17 protein-coding genes are annotated in these 14,449 nt (G+C 64.4%); 13 read left to right on the top strand and 4 right to left on the bottom strand.

Annotated elements, in window-relative coordinates:
• Nucleotides 1–98 precede the first annotated feature (98 nt).
• Nucleotides 99–1,262 carry an ABC transporter substrate-binding protein gene (locus tag Q4C89_RS00320; protein WP_303100615.1) on the bottom strand — a complete coding sequence of 388 codons (1,164 nt, stop codon included), beginning with the start codon at nucleotides 1,260–1,262 and terminating at the stop codon, nucleotides 99–101.
• A 260-nt stretch (nucleotides 1,263–1,522) separates the two neighbouring features.
• Between Q4C89_RS00320 and infA the strand changes: the two genes are divergently transcribed.
• The 7 genes from infA to rplQ all read left to right on the top strand — a co-directional run bounded on the left by infA (nucleotide 1,523) and on the right by rplQ (nucleotide 4,948).
• Nucleotides 1,523–1,765, top strand: a complete 243-nt coding sequence (gene infA, locus Q4C89_RS00325; protein WP_303100616.1) for a translation initiation factor IF-1 — start codon at nucleotides 1,523–1,525, stop codon at nucleotides 1,763–1,765.
• Between the two features lie 99 nt (nucleotides 1,766–1,864).
• The gene (rpmJ, locus tag Q4C89_RS00330; RefSeq protein ID WP_012693977.1) at nucleotides 1,865–1,978 is read left to right on the top strand and encodes a 50S ribosomal protein L36; all 114 of its coding nucleotides are present in this window, start codon (nucleotides 1,865–1,867) and stop codon (nucleotides 1,976–1,978) included.
• 2 nt (nucleotides 1,979–1,980) lie between these two features.
• Nucleotides 1,981–2,361: a 30S ribosomal protein S13 gene (gene rpsM, locus Q4C89_RS00335; protein ID WP_017869817.1), complete on the top strand. Its 381-nt coding sequence runs from the start codon at nucleotides 1,981–1,983 to the stop codon at nucleotides 2,359–2,361.
• A gap of 3 nt (nucleotides 2,362–2,364) precedes the next feature.
• Entirely contained in the window at nucleotides 2,365–2,760 is a 396-nt protein-coding gene (gene rpsK / locus Q4C89_RS00340) for a 30S ribosomal protein S11 (protein WP_303100617.1), read from the top strand.
• A gap of 128 nt (nucleotides 2,761–2,888) precedes the next feature.
• The gene (rpsD, locus tag Q4C89_RS00345; RefSeq protein WP_303100618.1) at nucleotides 2,889–3,506 is read left to right on the top strand and encodes a 30S ribosomal protein S4; all 618 of its coding nucleotides are present in this window, start codon (nucleotides 2,889–2,891) and stop codon (nucleotides 3,504–3,506) included.
• A 14-nt stretch (nucleotides 3,507–3,520) separates the two neighbouring features.
• Nucleotides 3,521–4,543 carry a DNA-directed RNA polymerase subunit alpha gene (locus tag Q4C89_RS00350; protein WP_303100619.1) on the top strand — a complete coding sequence of 341 codons (1,023 nt, stop codon included), beginning with the start codon at nucleotides 3,521–3,523 and terminating at the stop codon, nucleotides 4,541–4,543.
• A 54-nt stretch (nucleotides 4,544–4,597) separates the two neighbouring features.
• Nucleotides 4,598–4,948 (top strand): 50S ribosomal protein L17, encoded by a 351-nt coding sequence (gene rplQ, locus Q4C89_RS00355; protein WP_017869820.1) that lies wholly within the window; start codon nucleotides 4,598–4,600, stop codon nucleotides 4,946–4,948.
• 158 nt (nucleotides 4,949–5,106) lie between these two features.
• On the opposite strand, the gene Q4C89_RS00360 is transcribed toward rplQ, so the two are convergent.
• From Q4C89_RS00360 to Q4C89_RS00370, 3 genes are all read right to left on the bottom strand, one after another.
• Nucleotides 5,107–6,462, bottom strand: coding sequence for an HD-GYP domain-containing protein (locus Q4C89_RS00360; protein WP_303100620.1), 1,356 nt, complete (start codon nucleotides 6,460–6,462; stop codon nucleotides 5,107–5,109).
• Nucleotides 6,463–6,656: 194 nt separating this feature from the next.
• Entirely contained in the window at nucleotides 6,657–7,016 is a 360-nt protein-coding gene (panD, locus tag Q4C89_RS00365; RefSeq protein ID WP_303100621.1) for an aspartate 1-decarboxylase, read from the bottom strand.
• Nucleotides 7,017–7,084: 68 nt separating this feature from the next.
• Nucleotides 7,085–8,002 (bottom strand): DUF4032 domain-containing protein, encoded by a 918-nt coding sequence (locus Q4C89_RS00370; protein WP_303100622.1) that lies wholly within the window; start codon nucleotides 8,000–8,002, stop codon nucleotides 7,085–7,087.
• A gap of 186 nt (nucleotides 8,003–8,188) precedes the next feature.
• Here Q4C89_RS00370 and Q4C89_RS00375 point away from each other — a divergent pair, with 186 nt between their 5' ends.
• The 6 genes from Q4C89_RS00375 to Q4C89_RS00400 all read left to right on the top strand — a co-directional run bounded on the left by Q4C89_RS00375 (nucleotide 8,189) and on the right by Q4C89_RS00400 (nucleotide 14,374).
• The gene (locus Q4C89_RS00375; RefSeq protein ID WP_303100623.1) at nucleotides 8,189–8,785 is read left to right on the top strand and encodes a sulfite oxidase-like oxidoreductase; all 597 of its coding nucleotides are present in this window, start codon (nucleotides 8,189–8,191) and stop codon (nucleotides 8,783–8,785) included.
• A complete protein-coding gene (locus Q4C89_RS00380; protein ID WP_303100624.1) occupies nucleotides 8,778–9,371 on the top strand; it encodes a mismatch-specific DNA-glycosylase in 594 nt (197 codons plus the stop codon). Before Q4C89_RS00375 ends, Q4C89_RS00380 begins: the two co-directional genes overlap by 8 nt.
• The gene (locus tag Q4C89_RS00385) at nucleotides 9,368–10,201 is read left to right on the top strand and encodes a hypothetical protein (protein ID WP_303100625.1); all 834 of its coding nucleotides are present in this window, start codon (nucleotides 9,368–9,370) and stop codon (nucleotides 10,199–10,201) included. The genes Q4C89_RS00380 and Q4C89_RS00385 overlap by 4 nt, the downstream gene beginning before the upstream one ends.
• Before the next feature lie 287 nt (nucleotides 10,202–10,488).
• Nucleotides 10,489–12,003: a GT4 family glycosyltransferase PelF gene (gene pelF / locus Q4C89_RS00390; protein WP_303100626.1), complete on the top strand. Its 1,515-nt coding sequence runs from the start codon at nucleotides 10,489–10,491 to the stop codon at nucleotides 12,001–12,003.
• Nucleotides 12,000–13,361 carry a hypothetical protein gene (locus Q4C89_RS00395; RefSeq protein WP_303100627.1) on the top strand — a complete coding sequence of 454 codons (1,362 nt, stop codon included), beginning with the start codon at nucleotides 12,000–12,002 and terminating at the stop codon, nucleotides 13,359–13,361. Before pelF ends, Q4C89_RS00395 begins: the two co-directional genes overlap by 4 nt.
• Complete coding sequence (locus Q4C89_RS00400; RefSeq protein ID WP_303100628.1) at nucleotides 13,358–14,374, top strand: NAD-dependent 4,6-dehydratase LegB; 1,017 nt, start codon at nucleotides 13,358–13,360, stop codon at nucleotides 14,372–14,374. Before Q4C89_RS00395 ends, Q4C89_RS00400 begins: the two co-directional genes overlap by 4 nt.
• Nucleotides 14,375–14,449: the final 75 nt, after the last annotated feature.

Consider the following 14,449-nt stretch of genomic DNA (forward strand, 5'->3'; position numbering starts at 1 on the left):
GAGGGCGGAAAGAAGGAAAAAGCCCCTGCCCAGGGTGGGGAAGGGGCCTCGCCGGACGCGCAGGGAAGCAGCGAAGGTCACGCCGCCGCCCGGCCCGCTCACTTCAGGTAAACGAACGAGCCGTTCTTGGCGTCCTTCATCCTGATCTGGGCCACATAGAACTCTTTTTGCTGCACTTCGCCGTCCTTGTCGAAGGAAATCAGGCCCAGCGGCGTGTTGTACTTGCCCGCCAGAATCTGCTTGTTCAGGGCGGTCCGCAGCTCACCGAGGTCCCACTGCGCCAGCTTCTTCTTGCGGTCAAGCACCCTCAGCGCCTCGACCATCACCTGCACGCCCGCGTAGGCCTGGGCTGCGAACTGGGGCGGGTCTTTCTTGTACTGGGCGCGGTATTCCTTCACGAAGGTCTGGTTGACCGCACTCTTCTGGGCGGGGCTGTAGGCCTGGGCCACGATCACCCCGTCGCAGAACTTCTGGCAGACCGGGAACATGTTGGAGGTGTTCAGGCCGTTGCCGCCGATAATCAGGCCCTTGTAGTTGCGCTGGCGCAGTTGCTTAACGAGGTTTCCACCGTCTGCTGCCAGCCCAGAAATGATGACGAGGTCGGCCTTGGAGTTCAGCACCGCGGTGACCTGGGTCGTGAAGTCGGTGTCGGTGGTCTGGAACTTCTGCACCGTCACCACGTTCAGGCCCTGGGCCTTGGCGGTTTCCTGAAAGGTGCCGGTTTCGCTGACCGAGAAGGCGTCGTTCTGGGCATACAGCACGGCGACTTTCTTGATTTTGGGGTCGAGTTTCAGCGCCTGCTTGACGGCATTGGGGGCGACCACGGCAATCGGGGCCGACACGCGGGCGATAAAGTCACCGATCTGCGGAATGCCCTTGGCGGTGTTGCTCGGCCCCAGCACCGGCACTTTGGCCCGCTGCGCGATGGGGTCGGCAGCAAAGGCCTGCTGCGAGAGGGTCGGCCCGACGATGCCCACGACCTTGTCCTTGTTGATGAGGTTCTGGAAGGCGTTGATGGCCCCATTTTCGTCGCCGCCCGCGTCCTGGAAGGCCAGTTTGAACGGCGTGCCGTTGATGCCGCCGCGCGCGTTGAAATGCTTCTCGGCAAACTTGGCCCCGATGACCTGTTCCTGTCCCAGCAGGGCCACGTTGCCCGTCTGGGCGAGGGCAATGCCGATGGTGGGCGTGGTGACCTTCTGCGCGCTGCCGAGCGTCAGCAGTCCAGCGGTCAAAGTGGCGAGAGCCGCTACGGTACGTTTCATGGTGCCTCCCAGAAAAGAATGAGACGAAAAGTCAGTTTTGCTTAAGGTTCCCGTTACTATGGAAGCCAGCCCCACAGATGTCAACTCGAATCCACTGCCAAAGCCTATGTCCATCTATTCAGGACAATAGGCCATTTTCCACGTGGACAACGCTCAAATCGGCCCCGGCTTGCCACCACTGAGGCTTGTAAAGGACACGATATGTAGTAAGCTTGTGTTTGGCTTGTATCAAGCCTGGAGGTTGCGTGGCGAGACGAAAGATGCCGGAACAGCGGGAAAAGAAGAAGAAGGAAGAGGCCGATACCGTACGGGCCGAGGGCGTGGTGGAAGAGGCGTTGCCCAACACGACGTTCCGCGTGAAGCTCGATACGGGGCATGACATCCTGGCTTACATCAGCGGCAAGATGAGGATTCACTACATCCGCATTCTGCCCGGGGACCGTGTGGTTCTGGAAATCAGCCCCTACGACACGACTCGTGGGCGCATCGTCTACCGCCGCTAACGCGACAGGTCTGAGGACACCAAACAGATTCTTTGCCGAGCGCAAGGGGTCGAGTGCTGCCAGCAACCACGATGGGTGAAGGCTGCACGAGGAGGAAGCATGAAAGTTCGTAGCAGTGTCAAGAAGATGTGCGACAACTGCAAAGTGATCCGCCGCCACGGTCGCGTGCTGGTCATTTGCTCCAACGTCAAGCACAAGCAGAGGCAGGGTTAAGCATGGCACGTATTGCTGGTGTTGACCTTCCCCGCGAAAAGCGCGTCGAAATCGCGCTGACCTACATTTACGGCATCGGTCTGACGCGTTCCAAGGAAATCCTGGAGCGCACGGGCATCAACGCCGATACCCGCGTCAAGAACCTCAGTGAAGCGGAGCAGTCCACTCTGCGCGAAGCCATCGAGAAGACCTACAAGGTCGAAGGTGACCTGCGCAACGAAGTCGGCCAGAACATCAAGCGTCTGATGGACATCGGCGCTTACCGTGGTCTGCGCCACCGCCGCGGTCTCCCCGTTCGCGGTCAGCGCACCAAGACCAACGCCCGCACCCGCAAAGGTCCCAAAAAGACCGTCGCCGGGAAGAAAAAGGCCACGAGGAAGTAAGCCATGGCGAAACCCACCAAAGGCAAGGCTCCGCGCCGCTCCCGGCGCAACATCAGCGCTGGTCGTGCGTATGTTCACGCCAGCTACAACAACACCATCGTCACCATCACCGACCTCGACGGCAACTCCGTCGCCTGGTCGAGTGGCGGCACCATCGGCTACAAGGGCAGCAAGAAGGGCACCCCCTACGCTGCTCAGCTCGCCGCTGCTGACGCGGTGAAGAAGGCCCAGACTTCTTTCGGCATGAGCGCCGTCGACGTGATTGTGCGCGGCAGCGGCTCGGGCCGTGAACAGGCCATCCGCGCCATCCAGGCGTCCGGCATCGAAGTTCGCAGCATCATGGACGACAGCCCCGTGCCCCACAACGGCTGCCGCCCCAAGAAGAAGTTCCGCGCCTAATCGCGCCGCGCGTGCCCACCTGTCCCAGTTTCGCTGCCCGAATGGACTGAAGCTGTCACCACCAGCAAGAAACTGGGCAACAGAGGGCCGCAGACCCGACTGAAAAAGTCGCATCAAGGAGAATTTGAATGGGTCGTTTCCGTGGTTCCATCACCAAACAAAGCCGCCGCGAAGGAATTAACCTGGCGGAAACCGAAAAGGTTCAGAAGTACCTGGACCGCCGTCCTTACGGCCCCGGCCAGCACGGTCAGCGCCGCAAGGGTCGCCCCAGCGACTACAGCGTCCGTCTGCGCGAAAAGCAGAAGCTGGCCCGTCTGTACGGCATGAACGAAAAGCAGTTCCGTAACCTCTTCGAGGAAGCGTCGAACGTTCCCGGCGTCACGGGCACCGTGTTCCTGCAACTGCTGGAGCGCCGCCTCGACAACGTCGTGTTCCGCATGGGCTTTGCCAGCACCCGCCGTCAGGCCCGTCAGTTCGTCGGTCACGGTCACATCCTGGTCAACGGCAAGAAAGTGGACATCCCCAGCTACCGCGTGAAAATCGGCGACGAAATCAGCGTGGCCGAAGGCAGCCGCAGCATGGGCTTCATTCAGGAAAACATGGACGCCCAGAAGCGCCGCCGTGTCAGCCCCTGGGTCGAGATGGACCACGACAACTTCAAGGGCACCTTCTCGCGCCTCCCCGCCCGTGAAGACCTGGCCCTGCCTATCAACGAAAACTTCATCATCGAGTACTACTCGCGCTAAATCAGGAGGCCCCAGTGGATCAAAAGCGCCCTCAACTCAAGGCCCGCGTGGACGGCGACTACGGCGAATTCGTGCTGGAGCCGCTCGCGCGTGGTTACGGCGTCACCATCGGGAACCCTATCCGGCGCATCCTGATGTCCTCGATTCCCGGCACCGCCGTGACGAGCGTTTACATCGAGGATGTGCTGCACGAATTCAGCACCATTCCCGGCGTCCGGGAAGACGTGATTCGCCTGATTCTGAACCTCAAGGAACTGGTCGTGAAGTTTCACGCTCCCGGTCCCAAAACCCTGACGCTGCGTGCGCAGGGTGAAGGTGAGGTTCGGGCCAGCGCCTTCGAGGTGCCTGCCGACGCCGAAATCGTCAACCCCGACCTGGTCATCGCCAACCTCGCCGAAGACGGCAAACTGGTGATGGAAGTGCGGATTGAAGAAGGCGAAGGCTACGTTTCTGCCGACAAGCATGCCACCAAAGACCGCATCAACTCGATTCCGGTGGATGCGATGTTTAGCCCGGTGCGCCGCGTGGCCTACCACGTGGAAAACACCCGCGTCGGTCAGGAAACCGACCTGGATCGCTTGATTCTGCGTGTCTGGACGGACGGCAGCGTCGGCCCCCAGGAAGCGCTTGACCGTGCTGTGGAAATCCTGCGCGACGAGCTGAGCGTGTTCGGCAACGTCGAGACGATGCCAGCCCTCGAAAGCAGCTACGCGACCATGCCTGCTTCGGTCTACGACCCGGCAGTGACGGCCACGCCTGCCAGCGTCTACGACACCCCCCGCCAGCCGGACCTGGGCAGCCTGAGTATCAACCCTCAGCCCTACCCCAGTGACCTCGAAACTCCCCGCGTGACCCTCGAAGGTCTGGGGCTGACCACCCGTGTGCTTCACTCCCTTAAGGAAGAAGGCATCGATTCGGTGGACGCCTTGTGCGCCCTGTCCGACCGCGACCTCAAGAAGGTTCCCGGTATCGGCGAGCGTAGCCTCGATGAAATCAAGCAGCAGCTGGCCCAGTTCAGCCTGTCCCTGCGGGATTAATTTTCCCCCGACTTTTCCCGCTCTCCCCTGAGCGGCTGATTCAAGGAGATTCCCATGCGTCACGGTAAAGCCGGTCGCAAGCTCAACCGCAACAGCAGCGCCCGCGTTGCCCTGGCCCGTGCCCAGGCCACCGCCCTGCTGCGCGAAGGTCGCATTCAGACGACCCTCACCAAAGCGAAAGAGCTTCGCCCCTTCGTTGAGAGCCTCATTACGACCGCCAAGGGTGGCGACCTGCACTCGCGCCGCCTGATCGCCCAGGACATCCACGACAAGGAAGTCGTGCGTAAGGTCATGGACGAAGTGGCTCCCAAGTACGCCGAGCGTCCCGGTGGCTACACCCGCATCCTGCGCGTGGGCACCCGTCGTGGTGACGGCGTCACCATGGCCCTCATCGAACTCGTCTGAGTCGTTGAGCGTCAACACCTCCCCTGCTGCGGCAGGGGTTTTTTATGGTCTTTTTGCCTGCCCGCATCGCTTTAGGGCAATAGGCGCAGCCTCCGAGGGAGAACGGCGCAGCAGAGATGGCTTTCTCTACTGCGCCGTTCTCCTCTTCGTTTCCTCGTTCAGGTCAACAGGCGGGCATCGTCCTGCTCAGCCATCAGGCGCAGGAAGGCGTCCACGTACTGTGGGTCGAAGTGGCTCCCGGCGTTAGCACGAATCTCCTGAAGGGCACGCTCCTGGGTCCAGGCAGGCTTGTAAGGGCGGGCACTGGTCAGGGCGTCATACACGTCCACGATGCTGAAGATACGGGCGCTGTCGGGAATGTTCTGACCACGTAGCCCCGCCGGATAGCCCGTACCGTCCCAACGCTCGTGGTGATAGCGCACCAGGTCTAGTGTCTCGGCAGGCAAGAAGTGCAGGTCTTGCAGCATCTCATAGCCCACAGTGGTATGGGACTGAATGACACGGCGCTCGTCGGCGCTCAGGGGACCGTTCTTGTGCAGGATGCGGTCTGGAATGGCAATCTTGCCGAGGTCATGTAAGTAGGCCCCCCAACGCAGCGCCCGTACCTGCTCCTCATCCCAGCCCAGACGGCGGGCCAGCCGCATACTCATGTTGACGACACGCTGCGTATGTCCGCCCGTCTCGTCGTCTCGGCGTTCCAAAGCCGCGCCCAGCGAGCGCAGGGTCAGGTCGTTGGCCTCGCCCAGATTGCGGTTGGCCCGCTCCTGCCCCAGTTGTGCGCCGAGCAAGCGGGCGAAGGAAGACACCACACCGCGCTCGTCGGAGGTAAAGGGTTGGTCAGCGGGTCGGGTCAGAATCAGCAGGCCCAGGTGGGTGGAGTCGCGACCGTAGACTTCCGCGACGTAGTAGCGCCGCCGCTGATCACGACCGAGCAAAGCCAGGACTTCCTCGGCGACCCAGTGGTCGGCCTGAACCGAGCGGCTGTCGTTGTCGCTGGGATACACCGGCTTGTTCAGGAATTCTTCGAAGGCTCCATCCGCCGCCATCACATAAGGCGTGCCCTGGCGGTAGGCCACGAAAGCCAAGTTGGGCGCCACGTTCAGCTTGACCAGGATGTTCAGCCCGGCCCGGATGATGGCCTCTGCGTTCCGGGCCTCGTTCAACCGCTCCGAGCCGACCCTCAGCGCCCGCACGATGTTGCGAAGCCAGATCATCTCGGTCTGCATGGTCTGTTCACGCAGGACCAGCCACGCGAGGGCCACGATGGTCAGGAGCGCGCCAATCAGTTTGTCGGCAGTCGGTGTTCCATTGGGCAGAACCAGCGAGACCAGGAAAGCCAGCGGATAGACCACCAACCCTATCCAGCGCAGCGGACCATGCAGGCTCAGCCCGACAACCGCCAGCAGGAGGGCAGCACCTGAAAGCAGTCCCTGTTGCCCCTCAAAAGTCGCGTACCCAACGGCCAAAACCGCCAGAACGAGCAACACGAAGTACAGAGGGCGAGAGGGAGCCACAGTGACAGTCTATCATCCTATGAGAGAATACTGAAGGCAAGTTTCAGGCTTGCAAAGGGGGGATTTGGGGGAACTGTGGACAAATTTTCCATGTCCCAGCCCTAGATAACAGCCTGTCAATTTAGCCATGCACCGAAAAAGCACCTTCCCGATACAAGTGGGAAGGAACGCGAAAGGAGGGAGAAGCGGCCTGCTTAGGTCGGCATCTCCAGCAGGCGGTTCTTGGCATCGACCAGCACCACCTTGGGTTCCAGGGTGCGGGCTTCTTCCTCGGTGTAGTTGCCGAAGGCCGCAATGATGACCATGTCGCCGGGCCGCATCAGGTGGGCAGCCGCCCCGTTGATACCGATGACGCCGCTGCCACGCGGGCCGCTCAGGGCGTAGGTGTGCAGGCGATTGCCGTTGGTGATGTTCCAGATATCGACCTTTTCGTTGACCAGAATGTCGGCGGCGTCGAGAAGATCCTGGTCGATGGTCACGCTGCCCACGTAGTCCAGGTCCGCCTGGGTCACGGTCGCGCGGTGAATCTTGGCCCTGAACATGATGCGTTCCACAACCGCAGATTCTAGAGGATTTCGCACCGAGCGACGGGGGGCAGAAGCACCATAGCCGCTCACCCCTCTCACGTGGCGGAAAGCTTGCCGCCGAGCAGCAACCGGAAGCGCTGGCCGACCCGCTGGTAGATGGGCGGAGCGTAGCGCTGGCTGAAATCCACCGTCGCCTCCTCGCTGCCCACGTCCTGCCCACTGCGCTGGGTCAGGAAGTAGCGGTGGTCCATGATCCAGAGGTAGAGGTCGGCCTCGGTGCGGCCCGGAAACCGCAGCATCACGTCATGTTCCTCAATGTTGTCGGTAATGCGCCGATACAGGCGGTTGTACCAGCTCACCACTGCTTCTTCCCAGGTGACGGGTTCCTGCCCGGCGCGGCCCGGTTTGCGGTCGAGGTAATACTGCCGGGTGCGGATGTGGTCGAGCAGTTTGTCGTAGCGCCCCGGTGTGGTGAACAGAATGGGCCGGTGGTGCGGCACCAGTTCGTCCAGCCGGGTCAGCTTGAGAAAGCGGGCGTACTCCCCCTTGATGATGATGTCCTTGAGGCTCTCGGTGCCGTCGAGAGGCACCTGCACCTGAAGGCGAATTACGTTGGCGTCGATGTACTTCTGGCCCTGTCGCCGCGCCACCGAGACGCGGTGGTTGCCGTCCTTGACGAAGTAGCGCCCGCCAACCTCGTAGACCTGAATGGGCGGCAGCTCCTTGCCCTGAAGCTGCGCCGCCCGCACGCCGATCCAGCGCTCGTCGAGGTGGCGCTCGCGGGGCAGGTAGTGGCGGTCGAACTCGCGGTAGCGGTCCACCGACCCGATGATGCGGTTCACGTCGATGGACTGCACCCCGAGTTGGTGTTCGCCCTCGGGGGCGAGGTGCTTGACCCAGTCGAAGGGCAGCAGGTCGTTGGGCACCCGGCGCAGCACCGACAGGAAGCCGCGCACGTCGCTCATCAGGTGGGCGCGTTCGACCTCGTGTCTGGCCTGGTCTCGCTCTTGCATGGCACGTTCCTCCTGTCGGGGCAGCCGGGGCGAGATGTGAATTTCCGGGAAAAAGGAAGGCACCCGGACTTGGTGTCCAGAGTACACCTTCTCCCTTTCAGAAACCTGACGGGGCGGGCGCGAGATGTAGCCATCTGTACCCGCCGCTCACCCGCCTCAGCCGCCCACGCAGTCCAATACCCCGGTATGCTCGGCAAATTCTTCAAGAAACCGGACGATAACCTGGGGGGCCGCGTGCCTCCCGGTCAGGCGCTCACCAGCCGTTTTCCCGTCCTGACCTACGGTCCGGTCCAGCACTACGCCGCCGACGCCGTGGAGCTAAAAATCACGGGACTGGCCGAGCCGCGCACTCTGCACTGGGCCGACCTGCTGGCGCTGCCCCAGACCACCCTGACCACCGACATCCACTGCGTGACCCACTGGAGCAAGCTGGACACCGTCTGGACGGGCGTGCGCGTGACCGACCTGCTGGCGACCCTCAAGCTCGACCCCCGTGCCACCCACGTCATGCAGCGCAGTGTGGGCGGCTACAGCACCAACCTGTCGCTCGACGACTTCGCCCGCCCCGAAAATCTGCTGGCCCACACCTACGACGGCCAGCCGCTCAGTGCAGAACACGGCGGCCCGCTGCGCCTGGTGGTTCCGCACCTGTATTTCTGGAAGTCGGCAAAGTGGCTCACCGAACTCGAATACATGGCGGCCGACGCGCCCGGTTTTTGGGAAAAGAACGGCTACCACATGCGGGGCGACCCCTTCGCCGAGCAGCGGTACGACGATGACTGAGCATCTGCCCGACCTGACCGGCAGCGGCGAATATCTGGTGCCCGACGTGCTGGAACCGGGGCTGACGCTGGTGCTGGTCGGCACGGCCCCCAGCAACATCAGCGCCCGCGCCCGCGCCTATTACGCCAACCCGGAAAACAAGTTCTGGCGCACGCTGTTTGAAGTGGGCCTGACCCCCCGGCAACTTGCCCCCAGCGAGTACCCGACCCTGCCTCAGTACGGCATCGGCCTGACCGACGTCGCCAAGAGGCACAGCGGCATGGACTCGGTGCTGCCCGGCGAGGCGTGGCGACCCGACGAACTGAGGAGCAAGGTCGAGCATTACCGGCCGCATATCGTGGCCTTTACCAGCAAACGCGGAGCCTCCGAGACGCTGGGGTTGCCGACGGGCAAACTCCCCTACGGCCCGCAGGAACGCCTGCCGCTCGACTGGCCCACGAACACCGAAGTGTGGGTGCTGCCCTCGACCAGTCCGCTGGGGCACAACCATTTCCGGCTCGAACCCTGGCAGGCACTGGCCGATCGGGTGCGCGAGTTGCAAAGGAACCCAGCAGTCACAGGGCGCGTAGAGGACAAAGAGAGATGAGTCGGCGTCATCCACCACAAGACCAGCACCGCCACGGCGAACGTCAAGTGCCGCAGGTCGTGACCATCGCGCCCGCCCTGGCCCGGCAAGGCCTGAACGTGGTGCGCGGCCTGACCCGGCCCCCGACAGGCGAGACCCAGCCCGACCCCTGGGCGATCGCGGCAGGGAGCACCGAAGCGCCGCTCAACTGGCAGCGGGGGCAGCAGGTCGCCCGGCGCGGCGCAGGCACAGCCCTGCTGGTGGGTCTGGCGCTGCTGGGCCTCGGTCTTCTGTTGCCGCTCATCCTGCTGCTCGGAGTCGGCGTGGCGAACGGCAGCGCCCCGGCAGGTTGGGTGCTGGTGCTGGTGCTGCTGCTCGCCCTGGTCGGTCTGTTCTGGACGGGGAGACGGGTACTCGCCCTGTGGCGCACGCCGCCCAGCCAGCCCGACCCGGCCACTCCCTCCGAGGAAAACGACCTGCTGACGCTGCTGCGCGAATACGGCCCACGGGTGAGTGAGGCGGCCCGGCCCGCTTTTCAGGCCACCGTACTGGCGACCCGTGACGCCCTGCGGGCCACCACCGGGCAGACCACCCTGACCCGCGAGAGCTTCGATGCGCGGCAAGCCGCCCGCAGTGACCTGCCCGAATTGCTGCATGCCTACCACGCTCTGCCCGTCAGCAGCAGCGCAGAGCAGGCGCAGCGTGACCAAGCCTTTTTAGAGCAACTCCGGCTGATAGAGGGCCGCATGCAGGAGGTCAAGGTCGGTCAGCGGCAGACGCGGGAGCGGCAGCTTCAGGCGAACGGAGCTTACCTGCGCGACAAGTACCGATCTGGAGAAGAGCCGGAATAACCAAAGCGATTGAGGTCAGGGCACTGCTCAGGCAAGTCGGTCAAGAACGAGATCACCCGGCCAGAGATGTGATCTGGATAAACAAAATCTTAAGAAGTGACACAAAGGCTGACCTGGCCGACAACGGGCCGCCCTAACGACAACGCTGTCACTAAAACGTAAGAGTCCTTTTCGTAAGCTGCAAGGGAAGTTTTTCACATTCCCCCGCTTTCTACTTGTCGACCGGAAGTTCCCTTTGCCCCCTCACCCTCTGCCCCACTGACGGTTCTGAAAGCTGGACGTATTCCATGAGACTGTTCGACACGCCCCTGCCCCTTCGTTCCGAGGCCCAGCCTCGTGTCGCGCTCTACACCGAAGGCACCTACCCTCAGGCACACGGCGGTGTCAGCGTCTGGGTAGACCAGCTCGTGCGTGGTTTGCCCGACCACCAGTTCGAAGTGCAGGCCATCAGCGGTCTGCCCTACAGCCGCGCCGCGCTCGAGACTCCGGCCAACGTCAGGGTGGAGCAGATTCCGCTGTGGGGGCCGCCGCCGGGCAACGCGGGGGGCCGCCTGTGGCTCCAGTCCCAGCAGCGAAGTTTTCAGAACCGGGTTCTCGACGCCTACGAGCACCTGCTGACCGCCATGTGCCTGATGGACACCCAGTATTTCGCCCAGGCCCTGCGCCGCCTGAGCCACCTGGGCACGCAGGGCAGCCTGACCCCGGCCCTGGACAGCGCCCGCGCCGCGCAAATGACTTTGCAGGTCTGGGACGCGCAGGCGGTGGCCCTGGCGGCGCAGCGTGAGCGCCTGTCGCCCCGCTTGCCGCGCCCGAGTGTGTCCGAGGCGCTGGACGTGCAGGTCTGGCTCGAACACGCCCTGCGCCCGCTGTGCAGCACGCCCCCGGAAGCCGACGTGGGCCACGCGGTCAGCAACGGTTTCGCCGCCCTGCTGGCGCTGCACGGGTACTGGCAAAACGGCACGCCGTTCATCCTGACCGAACACGGCATCTACCTGCGTGAGCGGTACATCGAGTTCCGGCGGGCGAATCTGGCCCCCGGCTACAAGACCATGCTGCTGCGCTTTTACCGTCTGCTGTGTTCGGCGGCTTATCTGGACGCGGCGCTGGTGCTGCCGGGGTCGCACTACAACCGCCGCTGGGAAGAAAAACTGGGGGCCGCCCCCGAAAAGGTGCAGTGCGTCTACAACGGCATCGACCCCAGTATTTTCCCACCTGCCGAAACCGAACCCGCCGAGCCGGTCGTCAGCTGGGTGGGCCGGGTCGACCCCCTCAAAGACCTGGAGACCCTGATTCGGGCCTTTGACCTCGTGCGCCGCCGCCGCCCGGAGGCGAAACTGCGGCTGTTCGGCGGCACGCCCGCAGGCAACGAGGGCTACGAGCAGCACTGCCGTCAGGTGGCGGCGGGCCTGAACTTGGACAGGCACGTGACCTTCGAGGGCCGCGTGGCCGACATCACCGACGCCTACCGCGCCGGGCAGGTGGTCGCCCTGACCAGCGTCAGCGAAGGGTTTCCGTACACGGTCATCGAGGCGATGGCGATGGGCCGCCCACCCGTGGCGACCCGCGTGGGTGGCGTACCCGAGGCGGTGGGGGACGCGGGCCTCATCGTGCGCCCCCGTGACGCGATGGGCGTCGCCAGTGCGCTGACCAAGCTGCTCGACGACGGCGAATTGCGCCACCGCCTGGGCCACGCCGCGCGCGAACGGGTCATGAACCTCTTTACGCTCGAAGGCTGCCTCGAAGCCTATCGCCGGGCCTACCCGGTCGCCCGTGCCGCCCGACTGGAGCAAAGATCGCTGTGACCCGGAGTACACGCAATTCCGGAGGGTTCGAGGTGCTGTCGGGCCGGGAAGCGCCGCTGCCGCCCGAACAGCTCGACGCCCTGCCGCTGCCCGACAAGCTGCGCGAGGTGGACCTCACCCTGCGCCCCGACCGTGAGCGGGCCGTGGACGCCCTGGAACTGGCCGCCTACCTTGAAGCCGACGGGCTGAGCGACGAGAGTCTGCGTGACCGCTACGGGGCGGGGGGGCTGTTTGCCGCCGCCGAAACGCTCTATGCCCAGCGCGGCACCGGACGCGCCCTGGACCGTCCGCGTGACGAGGTGATGCCTCCCTTTCCGTGGTACCTGGCCCAGCGCGGCCCGCTGTACCTGCTGCCGGGGGCCTGCGGCCTGCTCATCAGTGGGGCGGCAGGCAGCGGGGCGAGTATCGCCTTCGTGTTCGCGGCGGCGTTCGGGTGGGGCTATTCGATGATGCTGGCCCGCATCCGCTACGCCGAACCCTTCGGCACCCCTGGCGCGGCGCTGCGGCTGGCGCTGGCCGTCGCCACCCTGGTCGGTCTGGTGGGGGGTGGCCTGCTGGCGGCCCTGATGGTCGGGCATGCCCACTGGGCCTGGGGCGTGCTGCTGGGGGGCACGGTGGCGGTGTCGGGCGCGTCGGCGGGTGTCCTGCTCTCGCTCGACCAGCGCGGGCAGATGGCCGGGGCCTTCGCGCTGCCGCTGCTGCTGGGCGGCATGGTGTATGTCTGGCCGCACCCCGTCTTGCAACTGCTGGCGCTGGCGGCCCTGGCCCTCTCGCCGCTGCTGCTCGCCCTGCGGGCCACCCGCGAACCGGGCCAGTTGCCCGCCGAGTGGAGCACCTTCCGGCCCGGCCTGGGACTGGCGTGTTACGGCTGGGCGCTCGCCGCCGCGTTCGTGGCCCTGAGTCACCGCCTCGGCGGGTGGGTCATGCTGCCCATCATCCTCAGCGCCGGACTGCTCGAAGCCGGAGTCTGGAACGCCCAGCAAGCCCTGCAACACACCGCCCGCATCCGCAGCGACTTTGCCAGAGTTTTTCGGGAAGGCACGGTGCAGGTGCTCGGCACGGCGCTGCTCTACGGCCTGATGCTCATCGCTGCCCTGGCGCTGCTCGTGCCGCTGCCGCTGACCGCCAAACAAATCAATCTGGCGGTGGTGTTGACCGTTCCTGCTTTCGGTACGGCGCTGCTGCTGAGTACGTGGCTGGCGAACCAGAGGCGCGAGGGCCTGCTGCTCGTCATCTGGGCGGGCTACAGCCTGCTGCTGGCGCTGGGAGTGTCTCCGCCGCTGCTCTCGGCACCGCTTCTTCTTGTCCTTTTGCCCCTTACCTTCGTCACCCTGCGTGACCTCAGGAGTTACCGATGAACCAGAACCTTTCTTCCAGCAACCGCCCCGTCGTCGCCGTGACCGGAGCCGACGGCTTTATCGGCTCGCACCTCACCGAAGAGCTCGTGCGGGCGGGCTACCGCGTCAAGGCCATGGCGATCTACAACTCGCAGGGCAGCTACGGCTGGCTCGACACCGTTCCGGGCGAGGTCATGGAACACGTCGAAGTGCAGCTCGGAGACGTGCGTGACGCGGGCAGCGTGCGGGCGCTGATGCGGGATGCCGAAACCGTCTACCACCTTGCCGCGCTGATTGCCATTCCTTACTCCTACGTCGCGCCGCGCTCGTATGTGGACACCAACGTGAGCGGCACCCTCAACGTGCTCGAAGCCGCCCGCGACCTCGGCACCGGGCGCGTCATCCACACCTCGACCTCCGAGGTCTACGGCACCGCCCGCACCGTGCCCATCCACGAGTCGCACCCGCTTCAGGGCCAGTCGCCCTACTCGGCCACCAAAATCGGGGCTGACAAGCTGGCCGAAAGCTACTTCCTGAGCTTCGAGCTGCCCGTGGTCACGCTGCGGCCCTTCAACACCTACGGTCCCCGCCAGTCGGCCCGCGCCGTGATTCCGACCATCATTTCCCAGATTGCCGCCGGGCGCACCGAAATCAAGCTGGGCGACCTGCGCCCCACCCGTGACTTCAACTACGTGGCCGACACTGCCCGCGCTTTCCGCGCCGTGGGCGAAGCGGGCCAGGAAGTGCTGGGCCGAACCCTCAACGCCGGGTCGGGCCGCGAAATCACGGTGGGCGACACGGTGCGGCTGATTGCCCAGGTGATGGGCAAAGAGGTCGAAGTCAAGCAGGAAGACCAGCGCCTGCGCCCCGAGGGCAGCGAAGTGATGCGCCTGCTCGCCGACCACAGCGAACTGCAAAAGCTGACCGGCTGGCAGCCCCAGGTCACGCTGGAAGAGGGCCTGCGCCGCACCGCCGAGTGGTTTACCGACCCCGCCAACCTCGCCCGCTACCGCGTAGACCAGTACACCATCTGAAGCGGAGCGGAAAGGGTGGAGGGTTTCCTGGTTTTTTCCCTTTCCTCTCCACCCTCCACCCGCCGCGCTCACCCA

This window comes from Deinococcus sp. (assembly GCF_030523985.1).
Lineage (GTDB): Bacteria > Deinococcota > Deinococci > Deinococcales > Deinococcaceae > Deinococcus.

Bases quoted from the DNA above. Each gene is read 5' to 3' on its own strand.
- Q4C89_RS00320 (WP_303100615.1), bottom strand. From the start codon at position 1,262: ATGAAACGTACCGTAGCGGCTCTCGCCACTTTGACCGCTGGACTGCTG.
- infA (WP_303100616.1), top strand. From the start codon at position 1,523: ATGCCGGAACAGCGGGAAAAGAAGAAGAAGGAAGAGGCCGATACCGTA.
- rpmJ (WP_012693977.1), top strand. From the start codon at position 1,865: ATGAAAGTTCGTAGCAGTGTCAAGAAGATGTGCGACAACTGCAAAGTG.
- rpsM (WP_017869817.1), top strand. From the start codon at position 1,981: ATGGCACGTATTGCTGGTGTTGACCTTCCCCGCGAAAAGCGCGTCGAA.
- rpsK (WP_303100617.1), top strand. From the start codon at position 2,365: ATGGCGAAACCCACCAAAGGCAAGGCTCCGCGCCGCTCCCGGCGCAAC.
- rpsD (WP_303100618.1), top strand. From the start codon at position 2,889: ATGGGTCGTTTCCGTGGTTCCATCACCAAACAAAGCCGCCGCGAAGGA.
- rplQ (WP_017869820.1), top strand. From the start codon at position 4,598: ATGCGTCACGGTAAAGCCGGTCGCAAGCTCAACCGCAACAGCAGCGCC.
- Q4C89_RS00370 (WP_303100622.1), bottom strand. From the start codon at position 8,002: ATGCAAGAGCGAGACCAGGCCAGACACGAGGTCGAACGCGCCCACCTG.
- Q4C89_RS00375 (WP_303100623.1), top strand. From the start codon at position 8,189: ATGCTCGGCAAATTCTTCAAGAAACCGGACGATAACCTGGGGGGCCGC.
- Q4C89_RS00380 (WP_303100624.1), top strand. From the start codon at position 8,778: ATGACTGAGCATCTGCCCGACCTGACCGGCAGCGGCGAATATCTGGTG.
- Q4C89_RS00385 (WP_303100625.1), top strand. From the start codon at position 9,368: ATGAGTCGGCGTCATCCACCACAAGACCAGCACCGCCACGGCGAACGT.
- pelF (WP_303100626.1), top strand. From the start codon at position 10,489: ATGAGACTGTTCGACACGCCCCTGCCCCTTCGTTCCGAGGCCCAGCCT.
- Q4C89_RS00400 (WP_303100628.1), top strand. From the start codon at position 13,358: ATGAACCAGAACCTTTCTTCCAGCAACCGCCCCGTCGTCGCCGTGACC.